Origin of the sequence: Methylobacterium crusticola (genome assembly GCF_003574465.1) — a bacterium.
Lineage (GTDB): Bacteria > Pseudomonadota > Alphaproteobacteria > Rhizobiales > Beijerinckiaceae > Methylobacterium > Methylobacterium crusticola.
Genome location: NZ_QOWC01000023.1, coordinates 24,208 through 45,705, shown reverse-complemented (window position 1 = coordinate 45,705; position 21,498 = coordinate 24,208). Strand labels below are relative to the sequence as shown.

14 protein-coding genes are annotated in these 21,498 nt (G+C 73.8%); 4 read left to right on the top strand and 10 right to left on the bottom strand.

The features are described from left to right. Positions 1 to 65: 65 nt before the first annotated feature. Positions 66 to 878, top strand: coding sequence for a class I SAM-dependent methyltransferase (locus tag DT057_RS13640; RefSeq protein WP_128562651.1), 813 nt, complete (start codon positions 66 to 68; stop codon positions 876 to 878). Between the two features lie 52 nt (positions 879 to 930). Here DT057_RS13640 and DT057_RS13635 read toward each other — a convergent pair whose 3' ends face one another. Both DT057_RS13635 and DT057_RS13630 read right to left on the bottom strand, forming a co-directional pair. Further along, entirely contained in the window at positions 931 to 2,010 is a 1,080-nt protein-coding gene (locus tag DT057_RS13635; RefSeq protein ID WP_128562650.1) for a quinone-dependent dihydroorotate dehydrogenase, read from the bottom strand. 6 nt (positions 2,011 to 2,016) lie between these two features. After that, entirely contained in the window at positions 2,017 to 2,364 is a 348-nt protein-coding gene (locus DT057_RS13630; RefSeq protein WP_128562649.1) for a DUF952 domain-containing protein, read from the bottom strand. Between the two features lie 172 nt (positions 2,365 to 2,536). On the opposite strand from DT057_RS13630, the gene DT057_RS13625 reads away from it, so the two are divergent. Next, positions 2,537 to 3,163: a S24 family peptidase gene (locus DT057_RS13625; protein ID WP_128562648.1), complete on the top strand. Its 627-nt coding sequence runs from the start codon at positions 2,537 to 2,539 to the stop codon at positions 3,161 to 3,163. A gap of 163 nt (positions 3,164 to 3,326) precedes the next feature. On the opposite strand, the gene DT057_RS13620 is transcribed toward DT057_RS13625, so the two are convergent. The 3 genes from DT057_RS13620 to DT057_RS13610 all read right to left on the bottom strand — a co-directional run bounded on the left by DT057_RS13620 (position 3,327) and on the right by DT057_RS13610 (position 10,352). Further along, positions 3,327 to 6,842 (bottom strand): PAS domain-containing hybrid sensor histidine kinase/response regulator, encoded by a 3,516-nt coding sequence (locus DT057_RS13620; RefSeq protein ID WP_128562647.1) that lies wholly within the window; start codon positions 6,840 to 6,842, stop codon positions 3,327 to 3,329. 139 nt (positions 6,843 to 6,981) lie between these two features. After that, positions 6,982 to 8,523, bottom strand: coding sequence for a glycogen synthase GlgA (glgA, locus tag DT057_RS13615; RefSeq protein WP_128562646.1), 1,542 nt, complete (start codon positions 8,521 to 8,523; stop codon positions 6,982 to 6,984). 230 nt (positions 8,524 to 8,753) lie between these two features. After that, positions 8,754 to 10,352 carry an alpha-amylase family glycosyl hydrolase gene (locus DT057_RS13610; RefSeq protein WP_128562645.1) on the bottom strand — a complete coding sequence of 533 codons (1,599 nt, stop codon included), beginning with the start codon at positions 10,350 to 10,352 and terminating at the stop codon, positions 8,754 to 8,756. A 503-nt stretch (positions 10,353 to 10,855) separates the two neighbouring features. On the opposite strand from DT057_RS13610, the gene DT057_RS13605 reads away from it, so the two are divergent. Beyond that, positions 10,856 to 13,375 (top strand): glycogen/starch/alpha-glucan phosphorylase, encoded by a 2,520-nt coding sequence (locus DT057_RS13605; RefSeq protein WP_128562665.1) that lies wholly within the window; start codon positions 10,856 to 10,858, stop codon positions 13,373 to 13,375. Between the two features lie 231 nt (positions 13,376 to 13,606). On the opposite strand, the gene DT057_RS13600 is transcribed toward DT057_RS13605, so the two are convergent. After that, entirely contained in the window at positions 13,607 to 14,572 is a 966-nt protein-coding gene (locus tag DT057_RS13600; RefSeq protein ID WP_128562644.1) for a ferredoxin reductase domain-containing protein, read from the bottom strand. A 76-nt stretch (positions 14,573 to 14,648) separates the two neighbouring features. After that, positions 14,649 to 14,984 carry a hypothetical protein gene (locus tag DT057_RS13595; RefSeq protein WP_238313545.1) on the bottom strand — a complete coding sequence of 112 codons (336 nt, stop codon included), beginning with the start codon at positions 14,982 to 14,984 and terminating at the stop codon, positions 14,649 to 14,651. Between the two features lie 203 nt (positions 14,985 to 15,187). Between DT057_RS13595 and DT057_RS13590 the strand changes: the two genes are divergently transcribed. Continuing rightward, entirely contained in the window at positions 15,188 to 15,580 is a 393-nt protein-coding gene (locus DT057_RS13590; protein ID WP_128562643.1) for a response regulator, read from the top strand. 82 nt (positions 15,581 to 15,662) lie between these two features. Here DT057_RS13590 and DT057_RS13585 read toward each other — a convergent pair whose 3' ends face one another. The 3 genes from DT057_RS13585 to thrC form a co-directional block, all read right to left on the bottom strand. Then, positions 15,663 to 18,545 carry an EAL domain-containing protein gene (locus DT057_RS13585; protein ID WP_128562642.1) on the bottom strand — a complete coding sequence of 961 codons (2,883 nt, stop codon included), beginning with the start codon at positions 18,543 to 18,545 and terminating at the stop codon, positions 15,663 to 15,665. Positions 18,546 to 18,776: 231 nt separating this feature from the next. After that, positions 18,777 to 20,072, bottom strand: a complete 1,296-nt coding sequence (locus tag DT057_RS13580) for a M16 family metallopeptidase (protein WP_128562641.1) — start codon at positions 20,070 to 20,072, stop codon at positions 18,777 to 18,779. After that, positions 20,069 to 21,484, bottom strand: a complete 1,416-nt coding sequence (thrC, locus tag DT057_RS13575) for a threonine synthase (protein WP_128562640.1) — start codon at positions 21,482 to 21,484, stop codon at positions 20,069 to 20,071. Before thrC ends, DT057_RS13580 begins: the two co-directional genes overlap by 4 nt. Positions 21,485 to 21,498 lie beyond the last annotated feature (14 nt).

Below are 21,498 nucleotides of genomic sequence, written 5' to 3'. Positions count from 1 at the left end.
GCTGGAATGGTGATTAGGAACGGCCGCGGCGGGCGCGGGAGCCCGGGCGGCGGAGACGCGACGGGATGGATGCGGCGCACCCCAGAGGGGACGGCCTCTACGCGGTGCCCCGGCCGGTCACGGACCTCGGTTCCTGCGTGTTCCACCACGCCATCGACCTTCCGGGCTACGGCGCGGTCCCGGGCGGGTGGGACCTCCGGGCCGGCATCGTGGATTATCTCGGCCACGTCGCCTTCGCGGGCAAGCGCGCGCTCGACGTCGGCACCACCAGCGGCTTCCTCAGCTTCGCCATGGAGGCGGCCGGGGCGGAGGTGGTCTCCTACGACCTGGCGCAGTCCGAGCCCTGGGACGTGGTGCCGTTCCCGGGCCTCGACCGCGGCGACTTCGAGGGGGAGCTCCGCAACCACCTCGACCGGATCGAGGACGCCTACTGGCTCTCCCACGCCGCCCTCGGCTCGCGGGCGCGCCTCGCGCGGGGCTCGTTCTACGCGATCCCCCTGGCGCTCGGCCCGGTGGACGTCGCGGTGTTCGGCACCACGCTGGTGCGGATGCGCGACCCGTTCAGCGTCCTCCAGAGCGCCGCCCGGCTCACGCGCGAGACCCTGGTGGTGACCGAGATCCTGCCGCGGCCCTACCGGTTCGTGCGCTACCTGCGCCGGCGCGTCGGCCTGCCGATGTTCCTGCTGCCCCGGGCGGCCAGCCGGGCCCGCTTCGAGGCCTGGTGGGTGTTCGCGCCCGCGACGATCCAGGAATTCCTGCGCATCCTGGGCTTCGGCGAATCGGCGGTGACCTACCACCACCAGCTCGTCCTCGGCCGCCGGCAGCTCTGCTACACGGTGGTCGGCCGCCGCACCGAACCGACGAACCCGCGCGGCTAGGGTGGCGGGCCGGGTCCCGTACGCCGGGGATGCGCACGCGCGGGCGCTCCCCTCACGCCGTGCGCGCCAGGACCTCGGCGTCCCGCCCGACCGCCGCGGACAGGTCGGGGGCGCCGTCGCGCGCGAGGTGCCGCAGCAGGCCCGCCTTGATGTCGGCGACGAGGCCGGGGCCGGCGTAGACGAGGGCGGAGTAGAGCTGCAGCAGCCTCGCGCCGGCGCGGATCTTGATCCAGGCCGCCTCCGCCGAGTCGATGCCCCCGACCCCCACCAGCGGCAGCCCCGCCCCGACCCGGCGGTAGGCCTCGGCGAGGAGTCGCGTCGAGGGCGAGAACAGCGGCCGGCCGGACAGCCCGCCGGTCTGCGCCCGCGCGGCCCCCGTGAGGCTCGCCGGCCGCGCCACGGTGGTGTTCGAGACCACGAGGGCGTCGATGCCCCGCCGCAGGGCCGTCGCCGCGATGGCGTCGAGGGTGTCGAGGCCGATGTCGGGGGCGATCTTGAGCAGCACGGCGGGCCGGGCCGCCCCGGCCGCCGCGTCGCGGGCCTCGATCACCCGGGCGAGCAGGTCGTCGAGGAAGGCCTCGCCCTGGAGGTCGCGCAGGCCGGGCGTGTTGGGCGACGAGACGTTGACGGTGAGGAAGTCCACGAGGCCGGCCAGGCTCCGCGTGCAGGCGACGTAGTCGGCGATTCGGTCGGCGGAATCCTTGTTGGCGCCGATATTCACCCCGACGAGGCCGGGCCGGCCCCGCCGGGCGGCGAGCCGGGCGCGCACCACCTCCAGTCCCTCGCTGTTGAGGCCGAAGCGGTTGATCACGGCGCCGTCCGCCGGCAGGCGGAAGACCCGGGGCCGCGCGTTGCCGGGCTGCGGCCGGGGCACCACGCCGCCGACCTCGACGAAGCCGAAGCCGAGCCGCAGGAGCGCGTCGGGCACCTCGGCGCCCTTGTCGAACCCGGCCGCGAGCCCGACCGGGTTCGGGAAGTGCCGGCCGAGGACGCCGACGCCGAGGCGCGGGTCGTCGGGCCGGGCCGGGCCCGGCGGCAGGTGCGCGAGGGTCCGCAGCGTCAGCGCGTGGGCCGTCTCGGCGTCGAGGGCGTGGAGCAGCGGCCGGGCGAGGGGGAACAGGGCGGCGAGCACGGCGGGTCAGGCCCCGAGGCTCTCGGGGAAGCGATGCACGCCGTCCGGCCCCCGCGGCAGGGGCGACACCGCCCGCACCGCCGCGAGCGGCAGCACTCCGTAGAGGTGGGGGAACAGGGCGCCGCCGCGGGACGGCTCGTAGCGCAGGGCCTCGCCGAGCGCCTCGGCGGCGACCGCGACCAGGACCAGGTCGTCCATGCCGGCGAAGTGCCGGGCGGCGGTCTCGCGCACCTGCCCGGCATCCGAGAGGTGGATGTAGCCGTCGGCGAGGTCGACCGGGGCGCCTGCGAACCGGCCGGCCGCCTCGGCGTCGCGCCAGGAAGCGGCCGGGCAGATCTTGTAGACGAGGGTCATGGCGGGATTCCTGGATCGGGGCGAGGGGCCCGGCGGGTGGCGGCAGTCGCCCAGCCGGGACCGGATAGCCGCGCCCGCCCGGACCCGCAACGGCGTTGCCTTTCCGCGAACGTCAGGTAGTTTACATTTGTTAGTCTCACCAGGAAGGCCACGGGCTTCAGGTCCTGTCATCATGCTGTCCCACGACCGGATCTGGTCGGCCATCGACCACCTGGCCGAGCGCCACAACCTGACGGCCTCCGGGCTCGCCCGGCGGGCCGGGCTCGACGCGACCAGCTTCAATCGCTCAAAGCGCGTCGGCCGCGACGGGCGCAAGCGCTGGCCCTCGACGGAATCGCTGGCCAAGGTCCTGGCCGCCACGGGCGCGAGCCTCGACGAGTTCCTGCGCCTCGTCGAGCCGCGGGACCGGAGCGCCCGCACCGCGCTGCCGCTGATCGGCAGCGCGCACGCGGTCGGGCGGATCGGCGCCGACGGGCTCCCGGGCGGCGGCCGGGGCTGGGAGGCGATGGAGTTTCCGGATCTCGGCCGCGAGCCCTGCTTCGCCATCGCGGTCCAGGGCGGCTCGCTCAACCCGCTCTACCGCGACGGCGACGTGCTGGTGGTCTGCGCGACCGCGCGCCTGCGCGAGGGCGACCGGGTGGTGGCGTGCCTCGACGGCGGCGCGATCCTGGCGGCGGAGCTCGGGCGCGGCACCGCCCGGGCGGCCGAGCTCCGCGTGCCGGGGCCGGGCGGGCCCGACCGCGTGCTGCTCGCCACCGACGTCGCCTGGATGGCGCGGGTGATGTGGGTGCGCCACTAGAGCAGCATCAAATCACGCTGCAATCGGCCGCTGCTCCAGGTTGTTGATTCCGCCGCATTGTCTGCGGCGAACCGGTGTCCACTTCGCCGGACAATGCTCTAGGGGCGCTCCGACCTCGCCGCCGGTCCGGCGCGGGGGAGCGCGCCGCAAACCCCGACCGGCCTCACTCGGCGGCGACGCGCAGGGCGCGCCACTGCGTCATCAGGGCCCGGAGGGCGGCGGGCTTGAGCGGCTTGTTCAGCACGTGCACCCGCTGCGCCGCCGCCGCCTCCCGCACGGCGGGCGAGCGGTCGGCGGTGAGGAGCACCGCCGGAATGTCGGCCGCCAGGGCGGCGCGCAGGGAGGCGATCAGGTCGAGGCCCTGGCCCTGGTCGAGGTGGTAGTCGGCCACGATCACGTCCGGCCGGCAGGCGCCGGCGAGCACCCGCGCGACCGCCTCGCTGAGCGAGCCGGCGGTGTGGACGGCGCAACCCCAGCGCGCGAGCAGCGTCCGCATCCCGTCGACGATGGCGGGCTCGTTGTCGACCGCCAGCACGGTGAGCCCGGCGAGCGTGACGGCTTCCGGCCGCGGCGCCTCGCCGGCGGCCTCGGGGGCGGGCTTGGCCTGGGTGCGCGGCACCGTGACGGAGAAGGCCGAGCCGTGGCCGGGCCGCGAGGCGAGCGCGACCGGATGGTCGAGCAGGCGGGCGGTCCGCTCGACGATGGAGAGGCCGAGGCCGAGGCCGCGGGCGACCCGCGCGCCCTGGTCGAGGCGCTGGAACTCCCGGAACACTACCTTCTGCTTCGAGGCCGGGATGCCGAGCCCGGTGTCGCAGACCGTCAGGACGACGTGGCCGCCGCGCCGGCGCGCGCCCACGAGCACCCGGCCCCGCGGCGTGTACTTGATGGCGTTCGACACGAGGTTGTGGAGCAGGCGCCGCAGGAGCGAGCGGTCCGAGCGGATGGCGAGGGAGCAGGGCATGACCTTGAGGACGAGGCCCTTCTCCCGCGCGGTCGGCCCGAACTCGCGCTGGACCTGGCGGAACAGCTCCGCCACCGGGACGATCGAGAGCTGCGGCTTCAGGGCCCCGCTGTCGAGGCGCGAGATGTCGAGGAGGGCCGTCAGGATCTCCTCGACCGCGTCCAGGGAGGCGTCGACGTTCTCGGCGAGGGTCGGGTCGGTGGCGCGGTCGCGCTCGACCAGGGCCGTGGCGTAGAGCCGGGCCGCGTTGAGGGGCTGCAGGATGTCGTGGCTCGCCGCGGCGAGGAACCGGGTCTTCGACGCGTTGGCCGCCTCGGCCGCGGTCGTGGCCCGGGTGAGGGCGGCGTTGAGCCGGGTGAGCTCCTCGGTCCGCTCCCGGACGCGGCTCTCCAGCTCCTCGTTGAGGCGGGTGCGCGCCTCCTCGGCGGCCACGGACTCGGTGACGTCCGTGTAGGTCGCGACGACGCCGCCGTTCGGCAGCACGTTGGCGCGGATCTCGATCACCCGGCCGCTCGGGTGCAGGCGCAGGCGCTGGGGCCCGGCCTCCTGCCGGAAGGCGGCGATGCGCTCGCGCACCAGCGCGTCGGCGTCGCGGTCGCCGTAGGCGCCGCGCCCGGCGTTGAAGCGCACGATCTCCTCGAGCCCGATCCCCGTCTGGATCATGTCCGGGGGCAGGTCGTAGAGGTCCGCGAACGCCCGGTTCCAGGCGATCAGCTTCATGTCGCGGTCGAAGACCGTGATGCCCTGACCCGCGTGGTCGAGCCCGTGCTGGAGGATGTCGCGGCTGTACTGGAAGACCGCCGAGGCGTCGTCGAGGAGCTTGAGCGCGGCCTGGGGCGAGACGTTGCGCCGCCGCAGCAGCAGCGACAGGGCGAGCCGCGCCGAGGCGGCCCCGATCGCCGAGGCGAGGAGGTGCTCGGCGTGGCGCAGTTCCGGCAGCCCGGCCACCGCCGCGGCCGGGACCGGGCCGCGCCCCTGCGCCTGGGCGAACTCCTCGAAGGCCCGGGCGGCCCGCTCCTCGCCGAGGAAGCGCGCCACGGTGGCGCGCAATTCCGCCACCGTGACCACGGCCCGGAAGAGCCGGAAGCTCGGCGCGCCCGGCCCCGCGGCATGGCCGAAGGCCTCGGCCTGGAGGCACTCGATGGCGCTGGGTGGGCGCACGAGCGAGAGGCCGACATACGCCAGGACGTTGAGGCCGAGGCTCCACAGCGTGCCGTGGACGAGGCGCGGCACGTCCTCGAGGCCCATGAGCGCGGTCGGGCTCAGGGCCGCGACGCCGAACGGGCCCTCGTCGAGGAGGCGGGCGGCCCAGCCGCCGCCGTCGGTGACGAGGCTCGGCACGAGCAGGGTGTAGACCCAGACCAGGAGGCCGACGGACAGCCCGGCCGCCGCGCCGAGCCCCGTGCCCCGGCGCCAGTACAGCGCCCCCACGAAGGCCGGCCCGATCTGGGCGACCGCCGCGAAGGACAGGAGCCCAATCGACGCCAGGGCGACCTCGCCGGCGATTTGCGAGTAGGCGTAGGCCACCAGCACCACGGCCACGATGGCGATGCGCCGCACGACGAGGACGTGGTTGCCGAGGTCCGACCCGCCGGAGCGGCCGGCCCGGCGCCGCAGCGTCACCGGGATCACGAGGTGGTTCGAGATCATGATGGCGACCGCCACCGATTCGACGATGACCATCGCGGTCGCGGCCGAGAGGCCGCCGATGAAGGCCACGAGGGCGACCCCGTCGGCCCGCTCGCTCAGGGGCAGCGCCAGGACGGTCATGTCGCGCTGCACGGTCCCGTCCGGGAACAGGGCGAGGCCGGCGAGGGCCAGCGGCACCACGAACAGGTTGATCAGCACGAGGTAGAGCGGGAAGGTCCAGGCGGCGCGGCCCACATCCGCCACGGCGCGGTTCTCCACCACCGCCATGTGGAATTGGCGCGGCAGCAGCAGCACGGCCGCGGCCGCGAGCAGGGTCTGCACCAGCAGGGTCGCGGGGCCCGAGGTGTTGGCGGCGAGCGCCGCGGCGTCCCGGGCGAGGCTGAGGGAGGCGAGGGGCGGCGTGTCGCGCAGCATCCAGCCCACCACGAACCCGCCCACGGTCAGGAAGGCCAGGAGCTTGACCAGCGATTCGAGGGCGACCGCCAGGGTGAGCCCGTCCTGGTGCTCGGTGGCGTCGGCGTGGCGGGTGCCGAACGCCACCGCGAACCCGGCGAGCACCAGGGCGACGAACAGGCCGAGGTCCCCGGCCATCCCGGCCTGGGCGCCGCTGCCGTCGGTGGTGTGCAGGAAGACCTGGAGCGAGGCCGCCACCGCCCGCAATTGCAGGGCGATGTAGGGGATCGCCCCGACCATGGCGATCAGGCAGACGAGGGCGGCGATGCGCTCGCTCTTGCCGTAGCGGGCGGCGACGAAGTCGGCGACGGAGGTCGAGTTCTGCGCCTTGGCGATGCGCACGACCCGGGCCACCAGCCGGTGGCCGAGCCCGATCACCAGCACCGGGCCGACGTAGATGGTGAGGAAGTCGAGGCCGGTGTGGCTGGCGAGGCCGACCGAGCCGAAGAAGGTCCAGGAGGTGCAGTAGACCGCGAGCGACAGGGCGTAGATGGTGGGACGCACCCGTGCGTCGCGCATCAGCCGGCGCCCGGAGACGTCGCCCCAATGGGCGACCGCGAACAGGGCGCAGATGTAGACGAGCGCCGTCAGCACCACCGCCCAGCCCGCGATCATCGCCCGCCACCGCTCCCTCGCGCCGGGTCGGCGCCCGGCCCGCACGGCGCTGTGTACGGCATTCCCGCGGGGGAGTGGATAGGGGGCGGCGCGGCCGGCCGATCGCCGGGTGCGGCGGAGGGCCCGCCGCGGGAGAGCCTCAGGCCGCGCGCGAGCGCAGGACCTCGGCGCCGTTGCCGATCGAGCGGGTGTAGAGCAGGCCGTAACTGTGGGCCGCCTTGTCCCAGCCGAAGCTGCGCGCCATGGCGCTGCGCCGCATCGCGTTCAGCCGGCGCTTGGAGGTGAAGGTCTCCAGGGCGCGCCGGACCGCGCCGGTGAGCCCCTTGAGGGAGGCCTCGCCGAACGTGAAGCCGGTGACGCCGTCCTCGACGGTGTCGGCGAGGCCGCCGGTGCGGTGGACGATCGGCAGCGAGCCGAAGCGCTGGGCGTACATCTGGGCGAGGCCGCAGGGCTCGAAGCGCGAGGGCATCAGCAGGAAGTCGCTGCCCGCGAACATGCGGTGCGCGTCGGTCTCCTCGAAGCCGACCCGCACGCCGACGGCGCCGGGGTGGCGCCGGGCGAGGTCGAGGAACGCGGCCTCGAACCGGCTCTCGCCCTGGCCCGTCACCACGAGCTGGCCGCCCTCGGCGACGATGGATTCCGCCGCCGCCAGGGTCAGGTCGACGCCCTTCTGGTGGACGAGGCGGGACACGATGGCGAAGAGCGGCCCGCGGGAGACGCCGAGGCCGAACCGCTGGCGCACCGCGTCGGCGTTGGCGCGCTTGCCCTTCCAGTCGTCAGGCTCGAACGGGGTGGCGAGGTGCGGGTCGGTGCGCGGATCCCAGACCTCGTCGATGCCGTTCAGGATGCCGGCGAGCCGGCCCTGGTGGGCGCGGGTGCGCAGCAGGCCGTCGAGGCCGCAGCCGAATTCCGGGGTGGTGATCTCGTGCGCGTAGGTCTCGCTCACCGTGGTGACGTGCGAGGCGTAGAACAGGCCGGCCTTCAGGAACGAGAGCTTGCCGTAGAACTCGACGCCGTCGATCTGGAAGGCGCTCTCCGGCACGCCGAGGCGGCCGAGGTTCTCCCAGGGAAACAGGCCCTGGTAGGCGAGGTTGTGGATGGTGAGCACGGACGGCGTGCGCTGGCCGCGCCAGGCGAGGTAGGCCGGCGCCAGGGCGGTCTGCCAGTCGTTGAGGTGGAGGAGGTCGGCGCGCCAGTCCGGGTCGGCCCCGTGGGCGAGCTCCGCCGCCGCGAGGCTGAGCCGGCCGAAGCGCAGGTCGTTGTCGGGGAAGTCGCCGCCCTGGTCGCCGTAGGGCGAGCCGTCGCGCTCGTAGAGGTCGGGGTTGAGGACGACGTAGACCGGCAGGCCGTCCGCCGTCTCGACGAGGCCGATGGCGCAGGGCGGCAGGCCCGCGACCCCGGGAAGCTGGGCCACGACCGGGATCTCGGCGAAGCGCTCGACGACCTGACGGTAGCCCGGGATCAGGATGCGGACGTCGAAGCCCTGGCGCAGGGCTCGGGGCAGGGAGGCCGCGACCTCGCCGAGGCCGCCGGTCTTGAGGAAGTCCGCCATCTCCGGCGTCGCGTAGAGCACGCGCGGCTTGAGCGACCCGCGCATCGCCTCGGCGGCCCTGGCGCGGGGCCGCTCCTGCGGCACGACCGGCGTGAGGGAAGCCGATCGCGCCGACGCCGGTAGGATCATGGATGGGTCCCCATGCCGCCCGCCGGACGGGATGCTGGCGGACAAAGCCGCGGCGTACACGTGATCTCGCAACGCACGAATCCCCGTCGGGTTCCACCGCACTGCACAATATCACGCCGGGGGTCATTCACAAGAAAAAACGCCCGATCGCGCGAGAAAATGCGCCCGCATCGGCACAAGACGCTCAAGCTCCGGCATGAAAGTGGCAAGTACTGGAAACGTTCAAGGTCTCAGCCGGGCGAACGGTCGGGCACCCGGACGAGCACCAGGGCCTCGTCTCCCGCAAGTGCGAAGCGATCCCCGTCCCGCGTCTCGCCGATCCGGCCGCTGGCGCTCGACAGGAGCACGCGCCACTCGGGGCCGGCCGGGATGAAGCAAGCCTCGTGCCCGAAGTTGAGCAGGACCCGGATCACGTCGTCCGCGTGGACGCGCTCGTACACCAGGACGTCGCCGCGGACCTCCACGGGCCGGTGGGCGCCGATGCTGAGGGCCGGGTGCTCGCGCCGCAGGGACAGGAGCCGCCGGTAGAGCGTCAGGATCGAGGCGGGGTCGTCCCTCTGGATCTCGACGTTGCGGCTCGCGGCCTGCGGGTCGAGGGGGAGCCAGGGCTCCGCCGTGGAGAAGCCCGCCCGCGGCCCGGGGTCCCACTGCATCGGCGTGCGCGCGGGGTCGCGGCCGCGGCCGGGCTCGTTGCGCTCCCAGGGGTCGCGCACCCGCCCGGGCGGGACCGGGACGCGGCCGAGACCGATCTCGTCGCCGTAGTAGAGCGTGGGCGTGCCCCGCAGCGTCAGGAGCAGCACCGCCGCCACCCGGGCCTGGGCCGGGCCGACGCGGGCGGCGATGCGCGGCTGGTCGTGGTTGCCGAGCACCCAGTTCGGCCAGCCGCCCTCGGGCAGCGCCGCCTCGTACTCCGCCACCAGCGCCGCCACCGTGGGGGCGTGCCAGGCGGTCTGGATCAGCTGGAAGTTGAACGGCAGGTGGGCGCCCGACAGGTCGACGCCGTAATAGGCGACCAGGCGCTCCAGCGGCAGGTAGATCTCGCCGATGAGGACGCGGTCGTCGTACTCCTCCAGCACGGCGCGCATCCCGGCGATCACGTCCATCACCTCCGGCTGGTCGGCGGAGTGGAGCTGGATCAGGCGGTTGATCTCGGGTTCGCCGGCGACGTAGCCGGGGTTCGGCGGGTTGTCGCGGAACGCCGCGTCCTTGATCAGGTGCCAGATCACGTCGACCCGGAACCCGTCGACGCCGCGGTCGAGCCAGAACCGCAGCACGTCGGCCATCGCCGCCCGCACGGCCGGGTTGCGCCAGTTCAGGTCGGGCTGCTCGCGCAGGAAGGCGTGGTGGTAGTACTGGCCGGTCGCCGGGTCGCGCGTCCAGGCGGGTCCCCCGAAATTGCTGATCCAGTTGTTCGGCGGACCGCCGCCGGGCCCGGGGTCGCGCCAGATGTACCAGTCGCGCCGGGGATTCGTGCGCGAGGAGCGGCTCTCGGCGAACCAGGGATGCTCCTCGGAGGTGTGGTTGGGCACGAAGTCCATGATCACCTTGAGGCGCCGGCGGTGCGCCTCCGCCACCAGCGCGTCAAAATCCGCGAGCGTGCCGAAGAGCGGGTCGATGTCGCGGTAATCCGAGACGTCGTAGCCGTAATCGGCCATCGGGGAGCGGCAGACCGGCGACAGCCAGAGCGCGTCGACGCCGAGCCAGGCCAGGTAGTCGAGCCGGGCGGCGATGCCCCGCAGGTCGCCGACGCCGTCGCCGTCCGTGTCCTGGAACGAGCGCGGGTAGACCTGGTAGACCGTTCCGGCCTTCCACCAGACGTCAGCGTGCATGCGTGTCTCCGGGCGGGCCGAGGGTTGAGCCGGGGGGCCGCCGCACCCATATGCCGGTTCGGGCGGGGAGCCGTGCCGGCAGGCAAGCGGCCTTCCGGGCCGGAAGTTCCGGCGCCGGGTCGCCGCGAGGTTCGCGCATCCGCGCGACCGGAGCGTGACGGGATCGGCCGCCCGGGGGACGGCCTGGTGGAGAAGCGCTAACCGCTCCGCCGAAAAGCGGTGCACATCCTCCGGACGGATGGCTCCGATCGATGCCGGTGCCAATTGGGCGCGTTCGGTTCACATTCGCTTCAGGCCGACCCGTCAAACTCAAGTCTCGTTCGCGTGCGACGTGTCGCGGGGGCCACACGCCGGAAGACTCCGTCCGGAGCGCTTCGGCCGTCTCGACATAGTCGCAAAGCAGTCACACGATGCTGCACTTGGCCAAAGGTTTGCTGCGCCATACGCGACGTCAGAGCGCGGAGCAGCACACGATGACCAGCGGCAGCGAAGGGGGTTCCAAGGTGCTCAACGAAGTTCTCCTGGCCGGACATCGGCGCGACGACGCTCCCCAGCCCGACGAGGCGCCGCGAACCCTATGGAAGCCGCCGGCGGCCGCCGCGGTCCCGCAATCCGACCCGGTCGCGACCCTGCGCGCCGCGATCCTGGGCAAGCTCGCCTACGGCCTGGGCAAGTCGCCCGCCACGGCGCGGGACCGCGACTGGTTCGCCGCCACCGCCCTGGCGCTGCGCGACCGCGTGGTCGACGCGAGCCTGGAGACGGCGCCGTTCCCCCACAAGCGCGTCTACTATCTCTCCCTCGAGTTCCTCATCGGGCGCCTGCTCTCGGACGTGATGGGCAATCTCGACCTCGTGGCGACCGCCCGGGCGGCGCTGGCGGGCCTCGGCGTCGACCTCGACGCGGTCTCGGACGCCGAGCCCGACGCGGCGCTCGGCAACGGCGGCCTCGGCCGGCTCGCGGCCTGCTTCATGGAGAGCATGGCGAGCCTCGCCATCCCGGCCTACGGCTACGGCATCCGCTACGATCACGGCCTGTTCCGGCAGCTGATCGACGACGGCGTGCAGCGGGAGGTGCCGGAGACCTGGCTCGCCGAGGGCAACCCCTGGGAGTTCGAGCGGATCGAGTCCGCCTGCACGGTCGGCTTCGGGGGCGAGGTGGCGATGACCGTCCAGGCCGACGGCTCGCTGCGCCGGGCCTGGCGCCCGGCCGAGGCCGTGCGCGCCGTGCCGTACGACACCCCGGTGGTCGGCCGCGGGGGCCGGCACGTCAACGCCCTGCGGCTGTGGTCGGCGCGGGCCTGCGAGCCCGTGGACCTCGCGCGCTTCAACGCCGGCGACCACGTCGGCGCCGTGTCGGACCGGGCCCGGGCCGAGGCGATCTCCCGCGTGCTCTACCCGAGCGACGGCACCCCGGCCGGGCAGGAGCTGCGCCTGCGCCAGGAGTTCTTCTTCACCTCCGCGTCGCTCCAGGACCTCGTGCGGCGCCACGTCGCCGAGCGCGGCGACCTGCGCTCGCTGCCCGACCACGCCGCGATCCAGCTCAACGACACCCACCCGGCCATCGCGGTGCCGGAGCTGATGCGCCTCCTCGTCGACGAGCACGGCCTCTCCTGGGAGGACGCCTGGCACGTCACCACCCACACGCTCGGCTACACGAACCACACCCTGATGCCCGAGGCGCTGGAGACCTGGCCCGTCGAGCTCATGGAGCGGCTGCTGCCGCGCCACATGCAGATCATCTACCTGATCAACTGGATGCACCTCGAGGAGGTGTCCCGGCACCGCGGCACTGACGCGGGCTACCTCGCCGAGGTCTCGCTGATCGAGGAGAGCCACGGCAAGCGCGTGCGGATGGGCCACCTCGCCTTCCTGGGCGCACGCCGGGTGAACGGCGTCTCGGCCCTGCACACGGAGCTGATGCGCCAGACCGTGTTCGCGCCGCTCCACGCCCTCGACACCGACAAGATCGTCAACAAGACCAACGGCATCACCTTCCGGCGCTGGCTCCACAACGCCAATCCGGGCCTGACCCGGCTCGCCGTCGAGGCGGTGGGGCCGCGGGTCCTCGACGATCCGTCCCACCTCGCGGGCCTCGCCGCCGTCGCGGAGGATGCGGGCTTCCAGGACCGCTACGCGGCGGTGCGCCGCGAGCGCAAGGAGGCCCTGGCCCGGGTGGTGCAGGACCGGACCGGCATCACCCTCGACCCCGAGGCGCTGTTCGACGTCCAGATCAAGCGCATCCACGAGTACAAGCGCCAGCTCCTGAACATCCTGGAGACCGTGGCGCTCTACCAGGCGATCAAGGCCGAGCCGCACCGCGACTGGCCGTCCCGGGTCAAGCTCTTCGCCGGCAAGGCGGCGCCGAGCTACCACCAGGCCAAGCTGATCATCCGCCTCGCCAGCGACGTGGCCAAGCGCGTCAACGCCGACCCGGACGTGGCGGGCCGCCTGACGGTGGCGTTCGTGCCGAACTACTCGGTGAGCCTCGCCGAGGCGATCATCCCGGCGGCCGATCTGTCGGAGCAGATCTCGACCGCGGGTCTCGAGGCGTCCGGCACCGGCAACATGAAGCTGGCGCTGAACGGCGCCCTCACCATCGGCACGCTCGACGGCGCCAACATCGAGATCAAGGACCACGTCGGGGCCGACAACATCTTCATCTTCGGCCTCGACGCGGCGGGCGTGCAGCGCACGAAGGCGCAGGACGGCTACGCCGAGCGCGCCATCGCGGCCTCGCCGCGCCTGCGGGCGGCGCTCGACGTGATCGGCGCCGGCGGCTTCTCGCCCGGCGAGCCGGGCCGCTTCCGTCCCCTGGTCGACGAGCTGACCCGCGGCGACCGCTTCCTGCTCACTGCCGACTTCGACGATTACTGGCGGGTGCAGCGCGAGGTCGACGCGGCCTGGGTGCGCCGACGCAGCTGGTGGCGCGCGGCGATCCTCAACACCGCCCGCACGGCCTGGTTCTCGTCCGACCGCACCATGCGGGAATACGCCGAGGAGATCTGGCGGGTGCGGGTCGGCTGACCTCCCGCCGCCTCGCCGGGGCGGGCCGCGAGCCCGGAACGGGCCTTGCGCGTCGCAGGCGAGGCGCGCGGGCTCGGCGGGCGGAGTTCGGGCGGAAGTTAACGAAGCGCGCGGGCGCGGCGGCGCGACATCCCGCGTCGCGCGGGGGCGCGAGCGGATGTCCTCGGCGGGGCGTCCACGGTGGCGGGCCGATCGGCGGGGCGCCCGCGTCGTCCGGCGGGGATCCCCGGCCTACATCCCGCGCTGCGCCCCGGCGTCGCCCGGGGTGACGAGGCTGCGGGCCCGGCTGCGGGTCGGCAGGAACGGCAGGCCGATGCAGGTGGCGCCGGCGCCCGCGCACAGCATCTCGACGCCGCGCACGAGGTCCGGCGGGCCGGCGACGTGGACCGTGTCGCTCGGCCGGAGACCCGACAGGTAGGCGGTCACCGGCCCCGAGCGCACGTCGGCGAGGCCCCGCCTCTCGCGGCTCGCCGCCAGCGTGATCTGCTGCACGCCCGTCTGGCGCAGCCAGTCCAGGGCCGGGCGCATGTAGAGGTCGTCCGCGTCGCGCGCGCCCACCACCAGCACCATCTCGCGGCCGGCCTCGAGATAGCGCGCCGCGCGGGCGATGGCCCAGATCGGCGCGAAGCCCGTCTCGGCCGCGGCGAGGACCAGGCGGCCGGGGCCCGGCCGGTAGGGCGTGCCGCCCGCCGGCCCCTTGACGCGGACCACGTGCCCCGGCCGGACGGTGCCGCCGAGGGCGGGCCCGACGGCGCCGCAATCGGCGCGGACGTGGAAGACGAGCTCGTTCAGCTCGGTGGTGCCGTCGATGCGCTGGGTCGGGCAGTAGGGCCGCGGCGGCAGCCCCGCGAAGGCGACCTCGACGGCCTGGCCCGGCGCCACGTCGAGGGGGCGCGACACGGTCACGACGAGCTCCACCACGGCGCCCCCGAGCGGGGTCGCGCAGAGCAGCGTGCCGGCGCGCTTGACCGTGCGCAGGGCGGAGAGGGGGGTGGGGGCGGGGCTCGGCCGCGTGCCCGCGCCGTCGCCGAGGCGCGGCCGCGTGCGGCTGGTGTTGCGCAGGCGCGGCACCGCGTCCTGCACGGTGCCGTCCCGGCCCGCCGCCACGCCGCCCGGCAGGGCGGCCTCGAAGGGCGTGTCCCCGGTTGCGACCCGGACGGTCTTGCCGTTGACGACGAGCGAGCAGCGGGAGCGCATGGCCGTCTCCGTGCGTCCTTGGCGAGGCCGCCCGGCGGGCGGGCCGCCCGGGACGGGTGTGGGGGCTGGGCCGGGATCAGCGGCCGGCGAAGAGGAGCCGCTCGACGAGCGAGGCCCAGCGGTCGCGGTCGGCCCGGACGTCGTCGGGCAGCGGCCCGCCCGTCAGGGCGGCGAGGCGGGCCCGCAGCGCGGCCGTCTGCTGGCGCTCCGACCGGAGCACCGCCTTCACGATGCGGTTCTCGGCCTCGAGGTGGGCCACGACGTCGTCGTCCCGATCCTCGTTGTCGGGCCGGGCGTCGCTGTGGCTCGAGACCCAGTCGGGCCGGACCAGCAGCCGGCGCACCAGATCGGTGCCGCCGCCCCGCTCCCGCGCGATGTCCAACGCCGCCTCGGCCATCGTCCGCCTCTCCATGCCTGGACGCTCTCGGCCGGCGAGCCCCGGGAGGGACGCCCGGGACCCGCTTCGGCCGAGCTCGACCATGCCGCCGTCATGGTTAAGGAGCGTTTAAGCGGCCGCACCGCATTCGCGCCGATTGACCGGCCGGCCCCGCCGACCCATCCTCCAACCTTGACGATTCGGTGCCCCGGCGGCCCGGTGAACCGACGGAGATCCTCATGCTCAGCGGCCGGCGGGTTCTCATCGTCGAGGACGAGGCGCTGATCGCCCTGGAGCTGACCGAGATCGTCACCGGATCGGACGGGCTGGCGATCGGCCCGGCCCGCACCAACCGCGAGGCCCTGGCGCTGCTCGACCTCGAGGTGGTGGACGTCGCCGTGCTCGACCTGAACCTCGCCGACGGCGAGGCGACCCCGACGGCGGAATGCCTGATCGCCAAGGGCGTCCCGGTCCTGATCTGCACCGGCGGCGTGCTGCCGCGGGCGATGCGCCTGATGTGGCCCGACCTGCCGATCCTGCGCAAACCCCTCAATCCCGAGCGCCTGGTCGAGGTGCTGGGGGCGCTCTGCCGGCAGGCCGAGATGGCCGGCGGGCGCAGGATCGACGCCTGAGGGCGGCATTCGCGCTCATCGGGAGCGCACGAGGGCGCGCGGGGCCGGCGGGGTGCCCGGGCCCGCGCTCCGCGCCGGCCGCTCAGGCGGCCTCCGGCGCGGCCCCGACGAGCTGGCGGGCCTGGAGCACCGACATCGGCTCGCCGAACGCGAAGCCCTGGGCGTAGTCGCAGCCGAGCTCGGCGAGCGCCCGGGCGTCGGCCTCGGACTCGGCCCCCTCGGCGACGATCTCGAGCCCGAGCTCCTGCGCCATCCGGACGATGGAGCGCAGGATGCCCGTGCGCCCGTTCGCCATCTGGCGCACGAAGGACTGGTCGATCTTGATCGTGTCGAACGGGAAGCGCTGGAGGTAGGCCAGGGCCGAGTAGCCGGTGCCGAAATCGTCGAGCGAGAGACCGGCGCCGAGCTCGTGGATGCGCGCCAGCATCTGGGCGGCGTATTCGGGGTTCTCCATCACCAGGCTCTCGGTCAGTTCCAGCTTGAGCGAGCCGGGCGCGACGCCGGTGCGGGCGAGCACGGTCTTCACGTCGTGCAGGAGGTCGTGCCGCAGGATCTGGCGGGACGAGACGTTGACGGAGGCGAAGATCGGGGGATCGACCACCAGCGCCTGCTGCCAGGCCGCGAGCTCGGCCGCCGTGCGCTCCAGGGCGAAGACGCCGAGGTTGACGACGAGGCCGGTCTCCTCGGCGAGCGCCATCAGGACCTGGGGGGCGATCCGCCCCTGCTTGGGATGGTCCCAGCGCAGCAGCGTCTCGAAGCCCGCCACGGTCCGGTCCTCGAGGCGCACGATGGGCTGGAACAGCACCTTGATCTCGTTGCGCTCGAGGGCCCGGCGCAGGTCGCTCTCGAGCATCATGCGCTCGCCGCGGTCGGCCCGCATGGTCGGGCGGTAGACCTCGATGCGGTCGCCCCCCTGGCGCTTGCCGTTGATCATCGCGAGCTCGGCGTTCTTGAACACGTCGTCGCGCTTCGGGCTGGCGCCGCTCTCGTGCAGCACCGCGCCGATCGAGGTCGTGAGGAAGATCTCGCGGTCGGCGTAGGTGATCGGCGTCGTGATGGCGCGCCGGATCATGTCCGCGAAGGCGATGATGCGGTCCGGGTCGCGTTCGGAGAGCAGGATCACCGCGAACTCGTCGCCGGCGACCCGCGCCAGGGTGTCCTGCGGGCGCAGGAGGCGGCCGAGGCGGCGCGACAGGGTGAGCAGGATCGAGTCGCCGGCCGAGAGCCCGATCGCGTCGTTGACCTGCTTGAAGCGGTCGATGTCGAGCACGAACAGGGTCGGCTTCAAGCGCGGGTCCTGGGTCGCGAGCGCGAGCGCCGCGTCCAGGCGGTCGTGGAACAGCTCCCGGTTCGGCAGGCCCGTGAGGTTGTCGTGCACCGCGTCGTGCAGGAGGCGCTCCTCGGCGATCTTGCTCTCGGTGACGTCCGCGATGGTGCCGACGATGCGCACCACCTCGCCGTCGCTGCCGATCACCGGCCGGGCCTTCAGGCGGTACCAGTAGTAGGGGCCGGCCGCCGAGCGGAGGCGGAAATCCTGGGCGATCCGGCCGCGGCGCTCCTCGATCACGGTGTCGAGGGCCGCCGAGTAGCGGTCGACGTCGAAGGGGTGGAGGAGCGAGAGCCAGCTCGCCTGCGGGCCCTCGAGCGCGCCGCGCTTCAGGCCGAGCTGGCCCTCGATCTCGGGGCCGGCGAAAACCCGGTCGCCCGGCACGTCCCAGTCGAACACCACGTCGCCGGCGCCCGTGAGGGCGAGGGCCCGGCGCTCGGTGTCGGAGACGAGGCTGGTGGTGAGGCCGCCCCCCGCGAAGGCGTGCTGGAGGACCGTGAAGCCGATCAGCATCACGATCAGCACGAGGCCGCCGATGAGCGCGGGCTGCACGAGGTCGTTGCGGAGCTGGCCCGTGATGGCGAAGCCCGCCGCCACCACCCAGGCGAGCAGCAGGAGCCAGGTCGGGATCAGCAGGATGGCGCGGTCGTAGCCGTTGTGGGCCGCGAGGTAGACCACGAGCAGCAGGCCGACGCCCGCCACCGTCGCGACCGAGATCCGGGCGACGCCCGCCGCCACCGGCGGGTCGATGACCGCGAGGCCGACGAGGCCGGCGAGGAACAGGAGCCAGATCAGGGCGACGTGGCTGTAGCGCACGTGCCAGCGGGCGAGGTTGAGGTAGGCGAACAGGAACACCAGCAGGGTCGCGCCCAGCACCGCCTCGGCGGAGGCGCGGTAGACCCGCTCCGCCGCCTCCGTGACCGGGAAGACGCGCTGGAAGAAGCCGAAATCGATGCACGCGTAGGCCAGCACCGCCCAGGCGAGGGCGGCTGCCGCCGGGAAGATGATCGCGCCCTTGACCACGAACACGATGGTCAGGAACAGCGCCAGCAGGCCCGCGATGCCGATGATGATGCCCTTGTAGAGCGTGAGCCCGGTGGCCTTCTTGCGGTAGGCGTCCTGGTCCCAGAGGTAGACCTGCGGCACGTTGGGCGTGCGCAGCTCAGCCACGAAGGTCACGGTGGTGCCGGGGTCGAGGGTGATGACGAATTGGTCGGCGTCCGGGCTCTCGTCGCGCTCGGGCCGGATGCCCTGGCTCGCCGTGATCGCGGCGATGCGCGAGCCGCCGAGGTCCGGCCAGATCACCCCGGAGCCGACGAGGCGGAAGTGCGGCGCCACGAGCAGCCGGTCGATCTGCTCGTCGGTGTCGTTCGTCAGCGCGAACACCATCCAGTCCGGGCGGGCTCCGGTCTCCCGCGCCTTCACGGCGATGCGGCGCACGATGCCGTCCTTGCCGGGCGCCGTCGAGATCTGGATCAGGTCGCCGTCGGAGCGGTAGCGCTCGATCGCCGGGGTGAGGTCGATTGCCTGGGAATCGAGCCCGACCCGCACGGCCTCGACCGCCAGGGCCGCCGGCGCGGACAGGGTGACCCCGAGCAGGGCGACGAGGATCGCGAGGACGAGTGAGGCGTGGCGCAAGCTTGAGGGTCTTCCGACCAAACGGGAATGGCCGCGGGCCCGAGGCAGGTCGAAGGCCCACGGAACGGTACTGACGGTCACGCTCGGGAGCAAGGCGCGGAGGCCGTGGCCCCCCGGCCGCGCGCACCGGCTCCGCCGCTGACGACGGCTTCGATCGCTCCGCTTTGCGGCCAAATCAAGTTGTGGCCGCGGCGTAGTCCGCGACCGGACCGCGAGCCGGCCCGCGGGCGCTCAGTCCGCCGCGAGGGCGGCCGCCACCGCGTCGAGGCTCTGGAGCTTGCGGATCGGCCCGATCGCCGCGAGCGTCGGCGCGCCGGCCAGGAGCGTGCGGCCGGCGGCCCGGACGTCGTCGGGCGTCACCGCGTCGACCTTGGCGATCACCTCGGCGGCGGGGATCACCCGGCCCCAGGCGAGGAGCTGGCGCGCCGTGCGCTCGATGCGCCCGCCCGGCGTCTCGAGCGCGGAGAGGAGCGCGACCTTGAGCTGCGCCTTGGCGCGGGCGAGCTCGGCCGCGTCGACGGTGCCGGCGGCCTGCCGGAGGCACTCCAGCGTGACGTCGACGAGGGCCGGCAGGTCCGCGCCCGCGGTGCCGGCACCGATGCCGAACAGCCCGCAATCGCTGAAGGGCCAGTGGAAGGCGTGGATCTCGTAGGCGAGGCCGCGGGTCTCCCGGACCTCGTGCCAGAGCCGGGAGGTCAGCCCGCCGCCGAGCACTTGCGCGAAGAGGTGGAGCGCGTAGTAGCCGTCGTCCCGGAAGGACAGGCCGGGCAGGCCGAGGACGAGGTTCGCCTGCTCCAGCTTGCGCGCCATCCGGCGCTCGCCGCCCCGGTAGCGGCCGGGCACGGACTCGCCCGGATCGCCAGCCGGGAGGGCGCCGAAATGCCGCTCGGCCGCGGCCACGAGGGCCTCGTGCTCCACGGCCCCCGCCGCCGCCAGCACCATGCGGCCGGGCGTGTACTCGCGGGCGATGTAGGCCTCGATCGCCGCGCGGTCGAAGCTGCGGATGGTCTCCGGGCGCCCGAGGATCGGCCGGCCGATCGGCTGGTCCGGGAAGGCGGCCTCCGTGAAGGCGTCGTAGACCACGTCGTCGGGCGTGTCCTCGACGGCGGCGTATTCCTGCAGGATGACGCCCTTCTCGCGGGCGAGCTCCTCGGCGTCGAAGGCGGAGCGGGTCAGGATGTCGCCGAGCACGTCGAGGGCGACCTCGGCGTCCTCTCCCAGCACCCGCGCGGTGTAGCTGGTCTGCTCCGCGCTCGTGGCGGCGTTGATCTCGCCGCCGACGTTCTCGATGTCCTCGGCGATGCGGCGGGCCGAGCGCGTCGCCGTGCCCTTGAACGCCATGTGCTCGATGAGGTGGCTGAGGCCGTGCTCCTCCGGCCGCTCGTGCCGGGAGCCGGCCCCGACCCAGACGCCGAGCGTCGCGGTGGCGAGGCCCGGCATGGCCTCCGTGGCGACCGTGAGGCCGTTGGCGAGGCGGGTGATCTTCAGGTCCGGAGAGGCGCCCAGGGTGGCGAAGTGCTGGTTCACGCGGCGGCCCCCCGCACGATGCGGGCGCGCTCGCGGATGACGCGCTCGACCGCGGCCTCGTCGTTCGGCAGCACGGTGAAGCGCTCGGGCCGGCCCATCAGGTCGGCGAGGTGGGGCGGCAGCGCGGGGTGCAGGCCCGTCGCGGCCGCGACCGCGTCCGGGAACTTCGCCGCGTGCGCGGTGGCGAGGGCGACGACGGGCGTCGCCGGGTCGTCGGCGACGAGCCGGCGGGCGGCCCGGACCCCGATGGCGCTGTGGGGATCGAGCACGACGCCGGTCCGGGCGTGGACGTCGCGGATCTCCGCCGCCACGTCCGGCTCGGGCACCGCCTCGGCGTCGAACTCCGCCCGGATGCGCGCGAGGGCGCCGGGCTCGAGCGTGAAGGTGCCCGACTGCTTCAGGCCCGCCATCAGGCGGCCGACCGCGCCGGCGTCGCGGTCGAGGGCCTCGAACAGCAGGCGCTCGAAGTTCGACGAAACCTGGATGTCCATCGAGGGCGAGGTGGTGGGCGAGACGCCCCGGAGCTCGTAGGCGCCGGTCGCGAGGGTGCGCGCCAGGATGTCGTTGGCGTTGGTGGCGATCATCAGCCGCCCGACCGGCAGGCCCATGCGCTTGGCCGCCCAGCCGGCCAGGATGTCGCCGAAATTGCCCGTCGGCACCGAGAACGAGACCCGGCGATGGGGCGCCCCGAGGGCGACCGCGCTCGTGAAGTAGTACACCGCCTGCGCGGCGACCCGGGCCCAGTTGATCGAGTTCACCCCCGACAGCCGCACGTCCTCGGCGAAGCGGGGATGCTGGAACAGCGCCTTCACGATGGCCTGGCAATCGTCGAAGGTGCCCTCGACCGCGAGGGCGTGGATGTTGCCGGCCGCGACCGTGGTCATCTGCCGGCGCTGCACGTCCGAGACGCGCCCGTGCGGGTAGAGGATGAAGACGTCGACGTTGTCGAGCCCGCGGAAGGCCTCGACGGCGGCGCTGCCGGTGTCGCCCGACGTCGCCCCCACGATGGTGGCGCGGGAGCCCCGCGCCCTCAGGGTGTAGTCCATCAGCCGGCCGAGGAGCTGCATCGCCACGTCCTTGAAGGCGAGCGTCGGGCCGTGGTGGAGCTCGAGCAGGAACAGGTTGTCGTCGAGCTGCGTCAGCGGGCAGACCGCCGGGTGCCGGAAGGTCGCGTAGGCGCCCTCGATCATCCGGTCGAGGTCGCGCGCCGGGATCTCGCCGTCGACCAGGGGGGCCAGCACGGTCTTGGCGGCCTCGGCGTAGGGCTTGCCGGCGAGACCCGCGATGACCTCCGGGGCGAGGCGCGGCCAGGCCTGCGGGATGTAGAGGCCGCCGTCGCGGGCGAGCCCGGCGAGCAGCGCGTCGGTGAAGGTCAGCGGTGCGGCGCCGCCGCGGGTCGAGACATGGAGCACGGTGAATCCGTCCT